Origin of the sequence: Pseudomonas syringae pv. coryli str. NCPPB 4273 (genome assembly GCF_000972175.1) — a bacterium.
GTDB lineage: Bacteria > Pseudomonadota > Gammaproteobacteria > Pseudomonadales > Pseudomonadaceae > Aquipseudomonas > Aquipseudomonas syringae.
This window is the reverse complement of the sequence record NZ_AWQP01000066.1, coordinates 34,210-52,964: the sequence shown is the minus strand read 5'-3', so window position 1 is coordinate 52,964 and position 18,755 is coordinate 34,210. Positions and strand designations below refer to the sequence as shown.

Below are 18,755 nucleotides of genomic sequence, written 5' to 3'. Positions count from 1 at the left end.
GAACGATAGGTGTCCGGGAGAACACCTACCGATGCTGCGTCTCAGCAGGCCGCTTTCTGCTGTGCATCCAGACGGCGCAGGCTGCGTACCTTGTTCAGGGTGTCAGCGCAGGTCTTGGCTGCTTCTTCGCCCTTGTGCACGAAGTGATCGAAGAAGAACTTCTGATGCTCTTCGCCGGCATGGAAGTGATGCGGTGTCAGGACCACGGAGAACACCGGTACTTCGGTTTCCAGCTGGACCTGCATCAGCGCGCTGACCACTGACTGCGCGACGAATTCGTGACGATAGATGCCGCCGTCCACTACCAGTGCGGCGCCGACGATGCCGGCGTAGCGGCCGGTATTGGCCAGCAGTTTTGCATGCAGCGGGATTTCAAAGGCGCCGCCCACTTCAAAGATGTCGATATCGCTTTCGGCGTAGCCCTGATTGGCCATCTCGGCGATAAAACCTTTACGGCTCTGGTCGACGATATCCTTGTGCCAGCAGGCCTGGATGAACGCGACACGCTCGTTTGCGTGGCTTTTGCTTTTGCTGTCGATTGCAGTTGGTTGCACGTGTTCTGACTCCTGTTTATGGAAAAAACAGGGCGTTTGGATCGAAAGGGATTCAAGCTGCGTAGGAAAGCCTCCTGAACGATGTCGTTCATGGATAGGTTTTACAGACGTTCTTGCTGACACCAATCCCGCTCTCTCTTCATCCGGACTATGACCGTCGGCCCCGGAATCACACCGGGTCTGCTGACCTTGCAGATCGCGGCCAACGCCACGACCCCCAAGCGCTCGCGGGCTAGACGCATTGCGCGTCATTACCGCCGGTGGGGAATTACACCCCGCCCTGAGAACGTTGCCGTCACTTTACGTAGCCGGCGCGAGATTTTTATCATAGTTCGCTGGATCATGCATGGACACTTTCGTACGGTATACCTGCCTTTTTCTTATAAGGGGTCGGAGTATCGAGAGCGGCGGCGCTTGATTATCATGTACCGCGTCGTCAGTAATGCCTTGTTGCAAGCCAAAGGTTGCATGCATTATCGATCTTCAACTTCAGGGAGCTTTTTCGTGACTGTCATCGATCTGCGCAGCGACACAGTGACTCTGCCCACGGCCGGCATGCTCGATGCCATGGCACGTGCGCCCGTTGGCGATGACGTCTACGGCGAGGACCCTACCGTCAACCTGCTCGAAGCAACGCTTGCCGGACGCCTCGGGTTTGATGCCGCGCTGTTCGTGCCGTCGGGCACCATGAGCAATCTGCTGGCGCTGATGGCGCACTGTGAACGCGGCGACGAGTACATCGTCGGTCAGCAGGCCCACACCTATAAATACGAAGGTGGCGGTGCGGCAGTGCTGGGCTCCATTCAGCCACAGCCGCTGGAGGTACAGGCCGACGGTTCTCTGGACCTGCAGCAGGTGCTCGACGCCATCAAGCCCGATGATTTTCACTTTGCCCGCACGCGCCTGCTGGCCCTGGAAAACACCATGCAGGGCAAAGTGCTGCCCCTAGACTACCTGGCTGCCGCGCGTACCCTGACTCTGGAAAAGGGGCTCGCCCTCCATCTGGACGGCGCACGACTGTACAACGCCGCGGTCAGGCTGGGTGTCGATGTCCATGAGATCACCCGGCACTTCGATTCGGTTTCGGTCTGCCTCTCCAAGGGGCTGGGCGCGCCGATCGGCTCGGTGCTGTGCGGTTCGCAGCCGTTGATCGCCAAGGCCCGCCGCTTGCGCAAGATGCTCGGCGGTGGCATGCGTCAGGCTGGAGGGCTGGCGGCGGCAGGGCTCTACGCGCTGGATCATCAGGTCGAGCGGTTGGCGGACGACCATGCCAACGCGGCGTTTCTGGCTGAAGGCCTGAGCGGGCTCGGCTACTCCGTCGAGCCGGTGCAGACCAATATGGTCTATGTGCAGATCGGCGAGCGCGCGGCATCGCTCAAAGCGTTCTGCGCCGAGCGTGGCATCGTACTCACGGCCGCGTCGCGGCTGCGCATGGTGACCCACCTGCACGTGTCGCGCGCTCAGATCGAACAGGTCATCGCCGCATTCGCAGCCTTTGAACACTCATGACATGCCGATAATCCAGTTACTTGTTTCTATCGCACAAACACACTGTACCGAGGGCGCAACGCCTATATAATGCGGCCCTTTGCCGTCGCTACGTCATTTGACGTTTTGCACTTGCCTCTGGCCGCAGTCTCCGTGGAAGAACCTATGAAAAGCGCAGAAATCCGTGAAGCCTTCCTTGGCTTCTTCGAAGAGCAAGGCCACACCCGTGTCGCTTCAAGCTCCTTGATTCCGGGCAATGACCCAACCCTGCTGTTCACCAACGCAGGCATGAACCAGTTCAAGGATTGCTTCCTGGGCCAGGAAAAGCGCGCCTACACCCGCGCCGTTACCAGTCAGAAATGCGTGCGTGCCGGTGGCAAGCACAACGACCTGGAAAACGTCGGCTATACCGCTCGTCACCATACTTTTTTCGAAATGCTGGGCAACTTCAGCTTCGGTGACTATTTCAAGCGTGATGCCATCACCTACGCCTGGACCTTCCTGACCTCCGAAAAATGGCTCAACCTGCCCAAGGAAAAACTCTGGGTCACGGTGTACGCCACTGACGACGAAGCCTACGACATCTGGACCAAGGAGATCGGCGTACCTGCCGAGCGCATGGTCCGTATTGGCGACAACAAAGGCGCACCGTACGCCTCCGATAACTTCTGGACCATGGGCGACACCGGCCCATGCGGCCCTTGCAGCGAGATTTTCTTCGACCACGGCCCGGAAATCTGGGGCGGCCCGCCAGGCTCGCCGGAAGAAGACGGCGACCGTTACATCGAGATCTGGAACAACGTATTCATGCAGTTCAACCGGACTGCAGATGGCGTGCTGCACCCGCTGCCAGCGCCATCGGTCGATACCGGCATGGGCCTGGAGCGCGTCAGTGCGGTCCTGCAGCACGTGCATTCCAACTATGAAATCGACCTGTTCCAGAGCCTGCTGGCTGCGTCGGCCAAGGCCATCGGTTGCAGCAATGACAACCAGGCTTCGCTGAAAGTCGTGGCTGACCACATTCGCTCGTGCGGCTTCCTGATCGCCGACGGCGTGCTGCCGTCCAACGAAGGTCGCGGTTATGTGCTGCGCCGCATCATTCGTCGCGCCTGCCGTCACGGCAACAAACTGGGTGCCAAGGGCAGCTTCTTCTACCAGATCGTTGCCGCGCTGGTTGCCGAGATGGGGTCTGCGTTCCCTGAGCTGGTGCAGCAGCAGTCGCATATCGAACGCGTACTGAAAGGCGAAGAAGAGCAGTTCGCCAAGACCCTCGAGCAAGGTCTGAAAATTCTCGAGCAGGATCTGGCCGACCTCAAAGGCACCGTGGTTCCGGGCGAAGTGGTGTTCAAGCTGTACGACACCTACGGCTTCCCGATGGACCTGACCGGCGACATCGCCCGCGAGCGCAACCTGACCCTGGACGAAGCAGGCTTCGAGCGTGAAATGGACGCCCAGCGCGTGCGCGCCCGTTCGGCCAGTTCGTTCGGCATGGATTACAACAGCCTGGTCAAGGTCGATGTGGCCACGCAGTTCACCGGTTACTCGGCGACCACTGGCAGCGCCAGCGTCGTGGCCCTCTATAAGGAAGGCCAGTCGGTTTCTCACCTGAATGAAGGCGAAGAGGGCGTGGTGATTCTCGACATCACCCCGTTCTACGCCGAGTCGGGCGGTCAGATCGGTGACAGCGGTTTCCTGCTGGCCGGTGACGCGCGCTTTGACGTCAGTGATACCACCAAGACCGGTGGTGCGTTCCTGCACCACGGCGTTGTGGCGTCCGGCAGCCTGAGCGTTGGCGCGCAGGTTGAAACACAAGTGGCTGATGAAGTTCGCGATGCAACCAAATTGAACCATTCGGCCACTCACTTGCTGCACGCCGCATTGCGTCAGGTGCTGGGTGAGCACGTTCAGCAGAAAGGCTCGCTGGTCGACAGTCAGCGTCTGCGCTTCGACTTCAGCCATTTCGAAGCGATCAAGCCCGAGCAACTGCGCGCGCTGGAAGATATCGTCAACGCCGAGATTCGCAAGAACACCGAGGTAATGACCGAAGAAACCGATATCGACACGGCGAAGAAGAAGGGCGCCATGGCGCTGTTCGGCGAGAAGTACGGCGACAGCGTTCGTGTACTGAGCATGGGCGGCGAGTTTTCCGTCGAGCTGTGTGGTGGCATTCACGCCAGCCGCACCGGTGACATCGCGCTGTTCAAGATCGTCAGTGAGGGCGGTGTTGCAGCAGGCGTGCGCCGTATCGAGGCCGTCACCGGCGCTGCGGCCCTGGCATGGCTGAATTCGGCCGAAGATCAACTCAAGGAAGCCGCGACGCTGGTCAAAGGCAATCGCGACAACCTGCTGGACAAGCTGACGGCGGTGATTGAACGCAACCGTCTGCTGGAAAAACAACTGGAACAACTGCAGGCCAAGGCAGCCAGTGCCGCCGGTGACGACCTGTCGTCAGCTGCGCTGGATGTCAAAGGGGTCAAGGTTCTGGCCACGCGCCTGGATGGTCAGGATGGCAAGGCGCTGTTGGCGCTTGTCGATCAGTTGAAGAACAAGCTCGGCCGCGCAGTGATCCTGCTCGGCAGTGTTCATGAGGACAAGGTTGTCTTGGTCGCAGGCGTGACCAAGGACCTGACTGGCCAACTCAAAGCCGGTGATTTGATGAAGCAGGCAGCTGCCGCCGTAGGTGGTAAAGGTGGTGGCCGTCCTGACATGGCTCAAGGCGGTGGTGTCGATGCCGGTGCGCTGGATTCAGCGCTGGCACTGGCCGTTCCTTTTGTAGAGCAGGGTATCTGAGTCGGGTCAGCGGGCCTGCCGCACACCGGCAGGTCGTACTGGGGCTCGAATGTTAATGGGTGCTCTTAACGGGATTTGAGGCGGCTTTGAGATGGCTTTAATCGTACAGAAATTTGGCGGCACCTCCGTGGGCTCTGTAGAGCGCATCGAGCAGGTGGCCGACAAGGTCAAGAAATTCCGTGAGGCGGGTGACGACCTTGTGGTCGTGCTGTCGGCCATGAGCGGTGAAACCAATCGTCTGATCGAGCTGGCCAGGCAGATCAGTGATCAGCCGGTTCCTCGCGAGCTGGATGTCATTGTCTCCACGGGCGAGCAGGTCACCATCGCGCTGCTGGCGATGGCCTTGATGAAACGTGGCGTTCCGGCGGTGTCCTACACCGGCAATCAGGTGCGTATTCTCACCGACAGCGCGCACAACAAGGCGCGCATCCTGCAGATCGACGACCAGAAGATCCGCTCCGACCTGAAAGCGGGTCGCGTGGTGGTGGTCGCCGGCTTCCAGGGTGTCGATGAACACGGCAACATCACGACCCTCGGGCGTGGTGGCTCGGACACGACCGGTGTTGCCCTGGCGGCGGCGCTGAAAGCGGACGAGTGCCAGATCTACACCGACGTCGATGGCGTCTATACCACTGATCCGCGCGTCGTGTCGCAGGCCCAGCGCCTCGACAAGATCACCTTCGAAGAGATGCTGGAAATGGCCAGCCTCGGTTCCAAGGTGCTGCAGATCCGTGCGGTCGAATTCGCCGGCAAATACAATGTCCCGCTGCGCGTTCTGCACAGCTTCAAAGAGGGGCCGGGCACCCTCATTACAATCGATGAAGAGGAATCCATGGAACAGCCGATCATTTCCGGCATCGCCTTCAACCGCGATGAAGCCAAGCTGACCATCCGTGGCGTGCCAGACACCCCCGGCGTGGCGTTCAAGATTCTCGGTCCGATCAGCGCGGCCAATATCGAAGTGGACATGATCGTGCAGAACGTCTCGCACGATAACACCACCGATTTCACCTTCACGATCCATCGCAACGACTATCAGGCGGCCTTGCAGGTGCTCGAAGCCACTGCGCGTGAAATCAGCGCGCGTGAAGTGTCCGGCGATACCAAGATCGCCAAGGTGTCCATCGTCGGCGTTGGTATGCGCTCGCATGCCGGCGTTGCCAGTCGCATGTTCGAAGCGCTGGCCAAAGAGAGCATCAATATCCAGATGATCTCCACATCGGAAATCAAGGTTTCCGTGGTCATCGAAGAGAAATACCTGGAGTTGGCTGTGCGCGCATTGCACACGGCCTTTGAGCTGGATGCTCCGCGGCAGGGTGAATGACCCTGTCATCGAAGGTCGCGGCGTGACCGCGTCTTTCGGGTGCTGCGCAGAAGGGCTTTTGTTTTCTTTGCGTTAGTCGATATACAGGTAGTGGTCATGGCGTTTTGCTAGTGTCACTGCCTATAGGTTGCAGACTGTTGTCCCTGAATAAAGGCGTAAGGAGAAAAGTATGCTGATTCTGACTCGTCGGTGCGCGGAAAGCCTGATCATTGGGGATGGTGAAATCACCGTCACCGTGCTCGGAGTGAAGGGTAATCAGGTGCGTATTGGTGTCAATGCGCCCAAGGAAGTCGCTGTCCACCGTGAAGAGATTTACCTGCGTATCAAGAAAGAGAAGGACGAAGAACCAAGCCATTAATTTTTATTGAATTTTTGGTTTGCAAACGGGGAAAAGGGTGGTTATTATACGCCCCGTGTTGCGGAGAGCTGGCCGAGTGGCCGAAGGCGCTCCCCTGCTAAGGGAGTACACCTCAAAAGGGTGTCGGGGGTTCGAATCCCCCGTTCTCCGCCATTATTTATGTAGTGCGTAAAACTGGGCTTGATCTGTAAGTTGTTGAATTTACTAGAAAAAGTGCTTGACTAAACAGTTTTACGACCTATAATGCGCGGCACCAACACATGCACTCGTAGCTCAGCTGGATAGAGTACTCGGCTACGAACCGAGCGGTCACAGGTTCGAATCCTGTCGAGTGCACCATTTAAAGTTGTTTGAAGTGTTGTAAGCAATTACAAGGTTTCCGATAACTGGCTCCAACCAGAGGTGATCTGGTATAAAAACACCAATGCACTCGTAGCTCAGCTGGATAGAGTACTCGGCTACGAACCGAGCGGTCACAGGTTCGAATCCTGTCGAGTGCACCATACAAACGAAAAGCCCACATCGAAAGATGTGGGCTTTTTGCTTTCTAGCGTTTTCCTTTAACGCATCCGTGCTCGTCGAATGTCACCTTATTGCTGCGGCCTTTTTTCTGGTTGTACACATAGTGCAATTCGCCGTTGCGGTTGGTGACCTTGTCGGGGCGCCCCAACAGGCTCTCCACATCACGCTGCGTCATGCCGGGAGGGGTACGCTGGTTGATGATCGCAGCCCGGCGCTGTTCGGCGCTCAAGCGGTTGCCGCAGCCATCATCGCGTGTGCCGACCACGACCAGTGTCTGATCTGCCGGTTTTCCACGCGCGGTTTGCGCAGTGTTGGCGGGCGGCAGCACATCGATACGGGTGCCCGGTGGTGCATTGAAGGCTCTCTGCAGGCGGGTGCTGTGCCCATCCGGGCAGCCGAGGGTGGTAAACGTAATCTTTCCGGATGCATCCTCGCAGCGATGAACGTTGCTGGCGGTTGCAGTTGCAGATAGGCAGAGCAGGGCGCTCCACAGCAGCAGGTGATTGGCAGGTCGCATGCTCAAGGTCCTCCGTGACGGGTGTCAGCAAAGGCTAACTGCCGTCTTTGGACGGGGCGAGCGTGTTTTGTTGGCTGAATGTGACGTCGAACTCTGGCTGGCTTACGGAGTTGTGCAGGTTTGCACTGCAAACGGTTGTTCTGAGCTGAATTTTCTCGCGTGCGCTTCGCTCAAAGCGGTGTATCATTGCGCCCGTCAGCTCCGCCGGGGCTTGTGGAACACCTCCATGGACATACCCAGTCGTTACTCGATAATGTTTTTCAACAATCATGAATTAACTGATTGATCTCCCGGCGTGCTCCGCTGCTGGGAGTGGAGTTCGCCTATGACCGAAAGAGAAGTAAAAAAAACGCAGGAAAGCTTGCAGGATCGCCTGGCTCAGGTTGTCGATCTGCTGCAGCGCCAGCGTATTGTTGAGGACCTGACCCATCGTCAGGAAGGTCAGCATCAGGACCGTGTAGAAAACCTGGTTCACCGGCAGAACCTCGTCGAGTTGCAACGCAAGCTCGAAGACCTTCACTCTGCCGACGTCGCTTATATCCTTGAAGCCTTGCCCCTGGAAGACCGTCTGACCGTCTGGCAGTTGGTCAAGGCCGATCGCGACGGCGACATTCTTCTTGAAGTATCCGATTCCGTTCGTGAAACCCTGATCGCCGACATGGACGATCATGAGTTGCTCGCGGCGGCACGGGACATGGACGCCGACGAACTGGCCGACCTTGCTCCCGAGTTGCCCCGCGACGTCGTTCACGAGCTAATGGAAACACTGGATTCACAGCAGCGTGAGCGCGTGCGGTCGGCCCTGTCCTATGACGAGGATCAGGTCGGTGCGCTGATGGACTTCGAGATGGTGACGATCCGTGAGGATGTCAGCCTTGAAGTCGTGCTGCGCTACCTGCGCAGGCTCAAAGAGCTGCCCGGTCACACCGACAAACTGTTCGTAGTCGATTCCGAGGGCGTGCTCAAGGGCGTGCTGCCGATCAAGCGTCTGCTGGTCAATGACCCGGAGAAGCAGGTTGGCGAAGTCATGGCCAATGATCCGGTCAGCTTTCACCCGGAAGACGATGCCTACGATGCGGCACAGGCGTTCGAGCGTTACGACCTTATCTCCACGCCGGTCGTGGACAAGAACGGCAAGCTGATCGGCCGTCTGACCATCGATGAAATGGTCGACCTGATCCGTGAGGAAAGCGAAAGCGAAGTCCTCAACATGGCGGGTCTGCGTGAAGAAGAAGACATCTTCGCGTCAGTATGGCGTTCGCTGCGCAACCGCTGGGCCTGGCTGGCAGTCAACCTGGTAACCGCGTTTCTGGCCTCGCGTGTGATCGGCCTGTTCGAAGGCTCCATCGAGAAGCTGGTGGCGCTCGCTGCGCTGATGCCTATCGTGGCCGGTATCGGTGGCAACTCCGGTAATCAGACCATCACCATGATCGTGCGCGCGATGGCGCTGGACCAGGTCAATACCGGTAACACGGCGCGATTGCTGCGCAAGGAGCTGGCTGTTGGCCTGATCAACGGCCTGATATGGGGGGGTGTGATCGGCGTGGTCGCCTACTTGCTGTATGACAGCTGGTCGCTGGGTGTGGTCATGACCGCAGCCATGACGCTCAACCTGTTGCTGGCAGCGCTGATGGGCGTTTCCATTCCCATGGCGCTTTCCCGCCTGGGACGAGATCCCGCGATGGGGGCAAGCGTCATGATTACGGCGATGACTGACAGCGGCGGCTTCTTCATCTTTCTCGGACTGGCGACGATCTTTCTGCTCTAAGCCTCGCGACTGCTACAGTCTTTTGAAATAAAAAAACCGCCATGACCAGGCGGTTTTTTTATGCTTCGGCCAAGTCTTCATGTCGCTGTGTAACGCAATAAGCCGACGACTAATAAAGAAAAAGACTACAAAAAGGCTACAACGAAAAAGGCCAGCTTTCGCTGGCCTTTGTCTGTTACGTCAAGTCTCAGGACTCTTCGGAAGCGAGTTCCGTGTCATGAGCAATCAGCGAAACAAGGGCGTTCTGTTGACGATGTGAAAGCTGACGAAAGCGCTGCAGCAGCTCGCGTTCGTGCAAGGACAGCTCAGGACTATCGAGGCGCAGGCTTGGTTCATCACCAAGAGCACCTTCCTGAATCAGGCTTTGTTCGAGACGAGCGATGATTTCCGAGTTCATGCTGCGGTGATGATTCTTGGCTACCTCTTGCACGCGATTACGCATGCCGTCTGGTAGGCGAACGACGAACTTGTCAGCCGTGCGGCTGGAATAAGTAGCCTGTTTCATAGGGCTCATATATTTAACCGGTTAGTTCAGGGGAAGCGGTTCTAGCAAGTGGCCGCAAGATTGTCACAGTCAGACAATCATTTTGGCCAAATGTTCAACCGGGGTTCCAAGGGGCCGACATCATGCCGTATTACGTCGAATCCTTGGCGTCAATTCTGTGACAAATATTGACTCAGGTAGCGGCGTATTGCCAGCACCAATTATCAGAAATGCGAGCGAATTTGCAAAGTCATCGTATTTGTCCCCGGATAAAAGGGCACGCCACTGGCCTTTTTAGCTGTCATGGCCATTTGACTCTGAGTATGCGTCTAAATTCAGCTTGACCGAGGTTAGCCGACAAAGGGTTGGCTGCGGTGCAGGAAGGTTCTTTCGGAGGAGGGGAGATTCTGGATGCGAACGGTCAGACGACCGGGCAAATTGATGCAGGTAGCTTCGCTGTCAGCGAAGCACCGGGTCGAACTTGAAGCGACGACCGACGAACAACGCAACCACGAAGAGACTGGCGAACACACCGGCGGCGATGTTTGCAGCGATACTCATGGCTTGTGCATTAACAGGAAGCAAAAGGTCGGCGACGACAGCCATGATCGCCAGGACCAGAAATGACAACGCGGATTTTGACATGGCTACTCTCTCTTGAAAGGGTCGTTGCGGGCGTTATCAGAAAACCCAGCGCTGTTCGGCGCGTGGAAACTGAAGTGACTCATCATCGTCATTGGCCAGCATCGCTGCGCTTGCAACGCGTTCAGTCATGATTGCCAGCTTTGGCGCCTGGCTGATCTGGTGGTGGACAGGAGCAGGCGTGATGGCCTGAGCATCCTTGATACCAGAATCCTGGAAATGAAATGCCACCAGAGCCACCAGAGCTGCCGCGTTCAACGCTGAGAGAGTCTTGTTCATTTTCCAGTACCTGTGCCCGACCGTTTGGGATGAGATGTGTTCCACAGATATCAATAATGCAGTCTGCATGCCAATCAGAAAATGATAAAAAATCCTTTTAAATCAGTAACTTATTAAATTAAAAAAAGTGCTCTGCAGTGCGTTTTGCAATGATGGCTTTTTGGGGTATTGCAAATTGCATGATCGGTTTATCAGGCCGTGGATCCAGGCGACATCGGCTACAGGGTCGAAGGGCAATGACGACATGACAAAAGCGCCACATGCCGCTAAGATGCACGCCGTCCTCGCTGGCACCGATCGGTGTGTCGGCACGCAGTGTCTCAGTAGCTCAATTGGATAGAGCATCCCCCTCCTAAGGGGAAGGTTGCAGGTTCGAACCCCGCCTGGGACACCATATAAATCAGCGCTTTCAACGACTTCTTATATTTCCGAACGGCGGCCGTGACAGCGGGCATACTTTACGGTCTGCCTTTTTGATCTTTCATCGCGTGTCTTAATTCTCCAAGTTCATTGAGCGCATAAGCAGCCCACGCTCACGGGTGTAGGCAATGGCAATCTCTGCGCTTACGAACTCGTCCTTCTTAGGCGCGGCCCTTTTAGGTATCTGTTCGTCTGCGTACTGTTTCAATTGCGGAAAAACACACTCCTTGTCTGCCGGGTCGGTAACGTTGTCCTTGAAAACAAAGATTTCCTTCTCCAGCGCTTCCATCCGTGCGATCAAACGACTGGGATCGGCGACGCCAGATTCGCGGTTGATGTAGTCGATCTCATCAGCAATTTTTTTCAGCGTCTCACATACACCGGTTCGTGCCTCCGTACGCAGCACGCAATCATCGCGAGATTTCGTCAAAAACAGGCTTTCGGATATCGCGTAGTCCGATACGCGCTTGGAGTCTGTCGTGAATAGCTCTACGCCCTGCCGTAAGTCGGGATACAGGGCTATAGGAAAAGTGATACAGGGTTGGGATTTCAGCTTAATGATCCAGCCTTAAATTGAAGTTGTGGCAGCAACTCCCCCTAGTGGGAAGAGTTAGTCCGCGCCATAAAATGAAGGTGCGCGAAATTGTGGCCCGAGATGCCGGGGATGCAATAATTTGGTGAGTACCGCAGTGGATACCAGCTTGGAATGGTTCTAAACCTTGGAAACCTCAGTGGGAACCATCGCCTTTTTTCTCCGCCAAGATCATGGCCGGATTAGTGCATTTAGCGAGCCCGGAATACCTGGTGCGAGTGATAACTCAGCTTCGATACGCGTCGCCGGCTCTGCGCTAGATTCTGCACCAGCGGTACGGCGCACGGTGTAGATATCGCCACACTCCTTGGCGGCCTGCTCTAACAACTTGGCACACTGAGCAAGATGCCTACGCTCCTCTGCCTACTCCTCCATCCGTCCGAGCGCACGGAAGACGGTAAGCCCGGTTTGCCACTGGCACTTCTACCATCGTTTCGCGAAAGTTCGTCCGTGTGTCTTTGAAAAGCGTTACCCAGCGCTCGGCTAGATCGTGATTCTCAACCTACTGGCGCGACAAAGTCACCCATGAAATTAGTCTTGACAGCCTCAGCGACCTGCGACGGCGAATCGAAACAAGTCAGAGCTTGGGCGATAAAGGTTTTGATTTCGGGAGTGAGCGCGGCCATGGGGTCTATTCTGCCTAGGGGCAGTCAATAATACCTCCGTCTAATAAGACTGTCAGGAGGTCGATCGGATAACTCGTCAACTCAGACTTCAGGTTTACCTATTTAGGCCGAAATAAAGTCAAACCATCAAGGAAGAATTGCGATGCTCTCTTACCTCGGTGTTACCGGATCAGCGATCGAGCTTATACTGAAAACCGTGACCGGCATTAGTATCAAAAAAGCTGCTCCAGAGGAGTTCAATCATGCGAAGCTGCAAGCGGAGACTATGTCCAGCATCGTTTTGGCCCAAGCCAGAGCTCAGCAGGAACAGGCAATTGCGCCAAGGGTAGCTTGTGCGAAAGAAGTCCAGGTTGAGGAGTATTATGACTTCACCGGCAAGGGGCACTTGGGCGTTACTGCGATGGAATAGGGCATTACAGCTTGACTCGTAGGCGAAGATCGTCGTGTCGCCAAGCGTATCATCAAGTTCACAGGGAATCTCTGTCCCGAGGCTATTTATCAGAGCTTTTCAATCGGAAGCGGCATAGAGATTGATAAGTGATCTGACGATGGTGCGTCTACTCCGACGTGCTGTCAGGCTCTAGGGGGGGGCTACTCCCACAACGTCTCGTCCTTTTTTCACCATTGTATAACTCCGGAATGCTGCCCTGACTACAGTCGGCAGATCGGCCGACTTTGAACGGCTATCGTTTTTTGAAAGCGTCGATGGCTCAGTCGTCGAAAAATAAGCGGCTACTTCAGACCATCCTTAGTTATCAGGCCAGCTGATAGGTTTGCCACGGAAAAAATAAAGATCTATGAAGAACGCTTCGAGTCCAAAAACCGGATCCAGTCAGTGCTCAGGCGTGCTTCAGCGCCTTTACCTTCAATCCCTTGCGTCAAGTAAACTTGACAGGAGGCTTACGCTTATTAATGCAGCACCGCAACTTGGACTGGACAACCCCAGGTGAGCTGCTGGCTTCGATGGCTATAGACTTGATCAAGCACGAGGCCTGTGGCCTCGCGTTTGAATTCAGCGGAACGATGTTGTTTGGCCGTCAGACACCCGGGTTCGACGGGGGCTCTCGCCCAAATTGGGGGGCGCAATAATAGACTGCTGCGGGCGGCGGTGATAGTGAAAAGAATTCAGGGTAATTCTTTAAAATGATGATTAATTTTCATAACCTTTGGGGAGGTACTGACGTATGATTGCTAAATTGTAAAAAATAATACTGAAGCATCGGTCTCGCTGCTGGAAGTCTTATTGCGGATATCAAGCGCCCGGGCGCTGATCGCTATAGTTCAGCCTTAAGTAGGACTACAAATGCTCTGTCGAATATGCATCATCTTTTTAACCGTCCTAATGATATTGGTTCCCAAGTCGGCCGCCGCTACAGAGGTGCCCGATGGTATTCAAAGGGCTGATTTACTAGGTGTATACCAAGCTGCTCTACTGAGCGATCCACAGCTTTCTGCTTCCCGTCACGCATTCAAGGGACAGGTTGAAGCTGTCCCCCAGGCTATGGCAGGACTCCTGCCTACTGTGAACGCGGGCACCAAAACAGAAGTTACACACCTTGATCGCAATCGTCCCTCACTTGATCGTTCGCGCAGTGGAAATACCTTTCAAGCCAACTTGAACCAACCATTGTTTCATGCGGATCGCTGGTACCAGCTCAAGGCTACTCAGTCTTCTGTGGATCAAGCTGAGCTAGAGCTTACGGCGAAAGAACAAACGTTGATTCTTACATCCGCACAGGCATATTTTGAGACTTTGCGCATGCTCGATTCGTTAGCGGCTGCAAGAGCCGAAGAGGCAGCTTTGTCTCGTCAACGTGATCAAGCGCAAGGCAGGTTGGATGACGGCGCTTCCAGTATCACCGACGTGTACGATGCCCAAGCGGCTTATGACAACGCGCGGGCAAACCGTCAGCTTGCTCAACGTAAAGTAGATGATGCCTTTGAGGCATTGTCTCGGCTTACCAATTCCAACTATACCTCTATTGTGGGTATGGGGCATCAGCTGCCAACCGGGCCACCTGTACCCACCAACCCAAACGTCTGGGTTGAGAAAGCGGTGCAGCAAAACATTGAGCTTCTCGCCGCTGCGAAAGCAGTAAACGCTGCCCAGCAGACTATCTCACAACGCAAAGCAGGTTATGCACCAACTGTTGATGTGGTCGCTAGCTACAGGAAAGGAGACAACGACAGTTTTGGGTATAGCAATCCTACAGATTTCGGCACTAATGGATACGGCGGCAATATTTCCCAAAGCACTATCAGCATTGAGCTGAATGTTCCGCTTTATAGCGGAGGAATGACGCGCTCCCAGGTGCGGGAGTCGACCGAGCGTTTGTATCAACGTCAGGATGAACAAGAGGACAAACGTCGAGAGGTTGTGCTTACCACGCGCAATGCTTTTCGGGGCATCAGTGCGAGCGTGGAGCAAATATTTGCCCGTCGCCAAAGTATCTTCTCAGGCATGAAGTCTGTGGAAGCTAATCAGGTTGGCATTGACGTAGGCTCACGCAATATCTCTGATCTACTCAACGCCCAGCGTCAGCTGTACGCCGCGGTGCGGGACTATAATGACGCGCGCTACGATTACATAGTCGACACCTTGAAGCTCAAGCAGGCCACCGGCAGCCTCGCCCCATCTGACCTTCAGGCTCTTGCCGTTTACATGAAGCCGGACTATGACCCTGATCGCGACTTCCTGCCCCCCGGGTCGCTACATCTTTCTGACAACACAGCCAATACGCCCCGCTGAGCCTTCTGCAGCGCGACAAGTTTAAGCGGCAAGCCATGCCCAACAGGAGTCAGAATGCTTAATCAAGCCAAACCTCTGGAGGCCCCAAAAGCCTTGCCCATACTCGACACCGGCTTGGCATGCCTTGTGATGCTAGCGCGTGTGAATCAGTGCCCTATCTCACCAGATCAAATTCTTCATGAATTCGGCAGTTCCGATGGGCCACTACCCCAAACTTCATTGCTGCTTGCGGCAAAAAAAATCGGTTTAAAGGCCAAAGCTGTTTACACCTCAAGTGACCGGCTCGACCGTACCCCGTTACCGGCGATTGCATGCCATGTGAACGGTGATTACTTTGTCTTGGCGAAACTGGATCAAGGAAAAGCTTTGATCCATGACCCGCGCTCACAGCGGCCCGAGGTCATTACGCTCGAACAGCTCAATGAGCGATGGAGCGGAGGGCTTATCCTAATTAAATCACAGGCTACCGGCGGTACAGAAGCATCTCGTTTTGACTTCACCTGGTTTATCCCTGCCATTGTCAAGTATCGAAAGCTGCTGGGTGAAGTGCTTTTGGCTTCGTTCGTCTTGCAGATATTTTCCCTTATTACGCCGCTTTTCTTCCAGGTCGTGATGGATAAGGTGCTCGTGCACCATGGGCTGACAACCCTTGATGTCATAGCTGTCGGGCTGGCAGGGGTAATGCTGTTTGAGTCATTACTATCGGGGTTGCGCAGTTACATTTTTTCTCACACCGCGAGTCGTATCGACGTTGAGCTTGGGTCACGACTTTTTCGTCACCTAATCACTTTACCAATAGGATACTTTCAGGCACGACGGGTCGGCGACTCGGTGGCGCGAATGCGTGAGCTGGAGAACATCAGAAGCTTTCTTACAGGGAATGCGATAACCCTGGTGCTAGATGTGTTGTTTTCCGTAGTTTTTATCGCGGTAATGTTTTATTACAGTGGCTGGCTCACACTTATCGTGGTCTTATCGCTTCCTTTATACCTCGTAATATCTCTTTTCATAACCCCGCTCATGCGAGCGCGCCTGAATGAAAGCTTCTCAAGGGGGGCTGAAAACCAAGCTTTTCTTGTTGAAACCGTTAACGGTATCGACACCGTGAAGGCGATGGCAGTCGAACCCCAGGTCATAAAAAAGTGGGATACACAGCTGGCAGGATACGTTGCCGCAGGTTTCAAAAGTCAGAACCTATCAAACATAGCCAATGAAAGCGTATCGCTTGTTGGCAAGCTGGTAACCGTTGCTACGCTGTGGTTTGGCGCAAAGCTCGTAATCGAAGGTCACCTGTCTGTCGGCCAGCTTATTGCCTTCAACATGCTGGCCGGTCGCGTCGCACAGCCCATTATGCGGCTTGCCCAGCTGTGGACGACCTTTCAGCAGACAGGAGTCTCTGTTCAGAGACTGGGAGATATTCTCAATACAAAGAACGAGCTGAATCAAACCAACAAAAGCACTCTGCCTCCGATAAAAGGACGAATTGAATTTGACCAGGTGCATTTCAGATATCGACCTGATGGATCTGAAATCCTTCGGGGTATCAACCTCACTATTGAGGCTGGTGAGGTCATCGGAGTGGTCGGTCGCTCTGGCTCAGGCAAGAGTACCCTGACGCGGCTATTGCAGAGGCTCCACGTCCCGGAGCGCGGGCGCTTACTAGTTGATGGAATGGACTTGGCTCTCGCGGACGTCTCTTCGTTGCGGCGTCAAATCGGTGTGGTTCTTCAGGACAATATGCTCTTCAACCGAAGCATTCGAGAAAATATCGCCCTGGTTGACCCCGGCGCGCCAATGGAGGCGGTTATCCGTGTGGCTACGCTGGCCGGCGCACACGAATTCATCATGGAGTTGCCCGAGGCTTATGACACGATGGTTGGTGAACATGGCGCTTCGCTCTCAGGAGGGCAGCGGCAGAGGATCGCAATCGCTCGAGCCTTGATGGGTAACCCGCGCGTCCTGATCTTTGATGAAGCGACCAGTGCTCTGGATTACGAGTCGGAGCGAGTTGTTCAACAGAACATGCAGTCGATCTGCAAAGGGCGCACTGTGATCATTATCGCGCATCGGCTTTCTGCGGTGAGGGATGCAAACCGCATTATCGTTGTGGATCGAGGCCAGATTGTGGAGCAAGGCAATCACGCAGAGCTACTGACCTATCAGGCAGGACATTACTCAAGGTTGTACCGTTTGCAACAAGGAGGTAGTCATGTCTGAACCTAAAAAAAATGGTCTGACTCAACGCTATAAGCATGTCTGGAAGCAATCTTGGAAGCACCGGCACGCGATGCAGCCTCCGCACCGGATGACGCATGAGCTTCAGTTCCTGCCCGCAGCCCTGGAACTACAGGAAAAGCCAACTCATCCAGCTCCGCGAGTAATAATGTGGAGTATAGTGCTATTTGCTTCATTGGCCTTGGTATGGGCATGCGTGGGCAAAATAGACATCGTCGCAACGGCCAATGGGAAGGTAATTCCAAGTGGCAAGAGTAAAGTTGTCCAGTCAAGCGAAACTGCAGTGGTCAAGGTCATCCATGTTGTCGATGGCCAGCAGGTGAAGACTGGAGACGTATTGCTCGAACTCGACTCTACAGCAGCCGAAGCAGATGTTGGACGAGTAACTAGCGATTTGATTGCTGCCCGCATTGATAACGCCCGGGCATCAGCAATGCTGGATGCCATAAACACGAAGAAGCCGCCAAGACCTCTGATTGGCGCGATTAGCGGTGCTGACTCGTCTCAAGTGCTGGCCGCTGAACGCTGGCTCCAAGGACAGTACCTTGAGTACCGCACCAGCCTGGATACCGCTGCGGCCGAAGTCGAGCAGCGTCAAGCAGATATCCAATCTGCCCGCGCTCAGGTGGCTGGACTGCTAAAAAGCCTTCCTATCGCAACCAAGCTGGCTGAAGACTATCAACACCTACTGGAAAAACAGTACATAGCCCGACACGCGTATCTGGAGAAAGAACAGGCGCGGTTAGAAATTGAAAGGCAACTGAGCGTCCAGCAAGCGAGCTTGCTTCAATCCTCCGCGGCCCGGCATGAAGCAGAGCGCCGTGCCGACGGGATAGTCGCACAAACCCGACGTGCGATGCTTGACTTGTTACAGCAGTCGGAGCAAAAAACGAATTCCCTGACTCAAGACTTGGCTAAGGCCCAGTACCAAGATCTGCTTACTACGCTTAAAGCTCCCGTTGACGGAACTGTTCAACAACTGAACGTCCATACTGTCGGCGGGGTGGTTACGCCTGCCCAGCCACTTCTCACCTTAGTGCCGGACAATCAGCCTGTCGAAGTAGAGGCAATGCTGGAGAATAAGGATATTGGCTTTGTGCATCCGGGGCAGAAGGTTACTGTAAAAGTAGAGACGTTTACATTTACCAAATATGGGACTGTCTCCGGAGAGGTTGTAAGTGTTTCTAACGATGCTATTGAGGATGAGAAGCGGGGACTTATCTACGGTGCAAAGGTTAGGCTAGATAAAAACCATTTGTCAGGCGGGGGGGGGCATATGGCGCTTATTCCTGGAATGGCTGTAACTGTAGAGGTCAAAACAAATGAGCGCCGTGTTATAGATTATTTTTTGAGCCCGCTTGAGCAACACTTCTCAGAAAGCTTAGGGGAGCGATAATAAAATTACGA

General features: G+C 54.9%; 15 protein-coding genes, 4 tRNA genes, 2 pseudogenes and 1 riboswitch. Of the genes and pseudogenes, 13 read left to right on the top strand and 8 right to left on the bottom strand.

Annotation, left to right across the window (positions count from 1 at the left end; all coding sequences use genetic code 11):
- Positions 1-41: 41 nt before the first annotated feature.
- Positions 42-554 (bottom strand): 6,7-dimethyl-8-ribityllumazine synthase, encoded by a 513-nt coding sequence (locus P406_RS23185; RefSeq protein ID WP_003369893.1) that lies wholly within the window; start codon positions 552-554, stop codon positions 42-44.
- 126 nt (positions 555-680) lie between these two features.
- Positions 681-846: riboswitch (FMN riboswitch) on the bottom strand.
- A 212-nt stretch (positions 847-1,058) separates the two neighbouring features.
- On the opposite strand from P406_RS23185, the gene ltaE reads away from it, so the two are divergent.
- The 7 genes from ltaE to P406_RS23150 all read left to right on the top strand — a co-directional run bounded on the left by ltaE (position 1,059) and on the right by P406_RS23150 (position 7,017).
- A complete protein-coding gene (gene ltaE / locus P406_RS23180; RefSeq protein WP_046237483.1) occupies positions 1,059-2,063 on the top strand; it encodes a low-specificity L-threonine aldolase in 1,005 nt (334 codons plus the stop codon).
- 144 nt (positions 2,064-2,207) lie between these two features.
- Positions 2,208-4,832 carry an alanine--tRNA ligase gene (gene alaS / locus P406_RS23175; protein ID WP_004412798.1) on the top strand — a complete coding sequence of 875 codons (2,625 nt, stop codon included), beginning with the start codon at positions 2,208-2,210 and terminating at the stop codon, positions 4,830-4,832.
- A gap of 91 nt (positions 4,833-4,923) precedes the next feature.
- Positions 4,924-6,156 (top strand): aspartate kinase, encoded by a 1,233-nt coding sequence (locus tag P406_RS23170; RefSeq protein ID WP_003369901.1) that lies wholly within the window; start codon positions 4,924-4,926, stop codon positions 6,154-6,156.
- A 169-nt stretch (positions 6,157-6,325) separates the two neighbouring features.
- Positions 6,326-6,514 (top strand): carbon storage regulator CsrA, encoded by a 189-nt coding sequence (csrA, locus tag P406_RS23165; protein WP_002554426.1) that lies wholly within the window; start codon positions 6,326-6,328, stop codon positions 6,512-6,514.
- Positions 6,515-6,576: 62 nt separating this feature from the next.
- A tRNA-Ser gene (locus P406_RS23160) sits at positions 6,577-6,667 on the top strand.
- Positions 6,668-6,776: 109 nt separating this feature from the next.
- Positions 6,777-6,853 (top strand) — tRNA-Arg (locus P406_RS23155).
- A gap of 87 nt (positions 6,854-6,940) precedes the next feature.
- Positions 6,941-7,017 (top strand) — tRNA-Arg (locus P406_RS23150).
- Between the two features lie 44 nt (positions 7,018-7,061).
- Here the strand turns inward: P406_RS23150 and bamE are convergent.
- On the bottom strand, positions 7,062-7,553 hold the full coding sequence (bamE, locus tag P406_RS23145) for an outer membrane protein assembly factor BamE domain-containing protein (protein WP_046237482.1): 492 nt from the start codon (positions 7,551-7,553) through the stop codon (positions 7,062-7,064).
- A gap of 325 nt (positions 7,554-7,878) precedes the next feature.
- Here bamE and mgtE point away from each other — a divergent pair, with 325 nt between their 5' ends.
- Positions 7,879-9,321, top strand: a complete 1,443-nt coding sequence (gene mgtE / locus P406_RS23135) for a magnesium transporter (RefSeq protein WP_003412626.1) — start codon at positions 7,879-7,881, stop codon at positions 9,319-9,321.
- 187 nt (positions 9,322-9,508) lie between these two features.
- On the opposite strand, the gene P406_RS23130 is transcribed toward mgtE, so the two are convergent.
- From P406_RS23130 to P406_RS23120, 3 genes are all read right to left on the bottom strand, one after another.
- Complete coding sequence (locus P406_RS23130) at positions 9,509-9,835, bottom strand: Arc family DNA-binding protein (protein WP_002554423.1); 327 nt, start codon at positions 9,833-9,835, stop codon at positions 9,509-9,511.
- 429 nt (positions 9,836-10,264) lie between these two features.
- Positions 10,265-10,450 carry a PA3371 family protein gene (locus P406_RS23125; RefSeq protein WP_003369912.1) on the bottom strand — a complete coding sequence of 62 codons (186 nt, stop codon included), beginning with the start codon at positions 10,448-10,450 and terminating at the stop codon, positions 10,265-10,267.
- 36 nt (positions 10,451-10,486) lie between these two features.
- On the bottom strand, positions 10,487-10,726 hold the full coding sequence (locus P406_RS23120) for a hypothetical protein (RefSeq protein ID WP_010434882.1): 240 nt from the start codon (positions 10,724-10,726) through the stop codon (positions 10,487-10,489).
- 317 nt (positions 10,727-11,043) lie between these two features.
- On the opposite strand from P406_RS23120, the gene P406_RS23115 reads away from it, so the two are divergent.
- A tRNA-Arg gene (locus tag P406_RS23115) sits at positions 11,044-11,120 on the top strand.
- Positions 11,121-11,219: 99 nt separating this feature from the next.
- Here P406_RS23115 and P406_RS23110 read toward each other — a convergent pair.
- Both P406_RS23110 and P406_RS23105 read right to left on the bottom strand, forming a co-directional pair.
- The gene (locus P406_RS23110; RefSeq protein ID WP_046237480.1) at positions 11,220-11,552 is read right to left on the bottom strand and encodes a hypothetical protein; all 333 of its coding nucleotides are present in this window, start codon (positions 11,550-11,552) and stop codon (positions 11,220-11,222) included.
- A 357-nt stretch (positions 11,553-11,909) separates the two neighbouring features.
- Positions 11,910-12,364, bottom strand: a pseudogene (locus tag P406_RS23105) (DUF2280 domain-containing protein).
- 142 nt (positions 12,365-12,506) lie between these two features.
- Between P406_RS23105 and P406_RS23100 the strand changes: the two are divergent.
- Entirely contained in the window at positions 12,507-12,773 is a 267-nt protein-coding gene (locus P406_RS23100; protein ID WP_046237479.1) for a hypothetical protein, read from the top strand.
- A gap of 496 nt (positions 12,774-13,269) precedes the next feature.
- Here the strand turns inward: P406_RS23100 and P406_RS29210 are convergent.
- Positions 13,270-13,405, bottom strand: a pseudogene (locus P406_RS29210) (IS3 family transposase); the annotation flags it as partial.
- Positions 13,406-13,706: 301 nt separating this feature from the next.
- On the opposite strand from P406_RS29210, the gene P406_RS23095 reads away from it, so the two are divergent.
- From P406_RS23095 to P406_RS23085, 3 genes are read left to right on the top strand one after another with little or no spacing between them, the layout of a single operon-like run.
- On the top strand, positions 13,707-15,113 hold the full coding sequence (locus P406_RS23095; RefSeq protein WP_046237499.1) for a TolC family outer membrane protein: 1,407 nt from the start codon (positions 13,707-13,709) through the stop codon (positions 15,111-15,113).
- A 54-nt stretch (positions 15,114-15,167) separates the two neighbouring features.
- Complete coding sequence (locus tag P406_RS23090) at positions 15,168-17,330, top strand: type I secretion system permease/ATPase (protein ID WP_046237478.1); 2,163 nt, start codon at positions 15,168-15,170, stop codon at positions 17,328-17,330.
- On the top strand, positions 17,323-18,744 hold the full coding sequence (locus P406_RS23085; RefSeq protein WP_046237477.1) for an HlyD family type I secretion periplasmic adaptor subunit: 1,422 nt from the start codon (positions 17,323-17,325) through the stop codon (positions 18,742-18,744). The genes P406_RS23090 and P406_RS23085 overlap by 8 nt, the downstream gene beginning before the upstream one ends.
- Positions 18,745-18,755 lie beyond the last annotated feature (11 nt).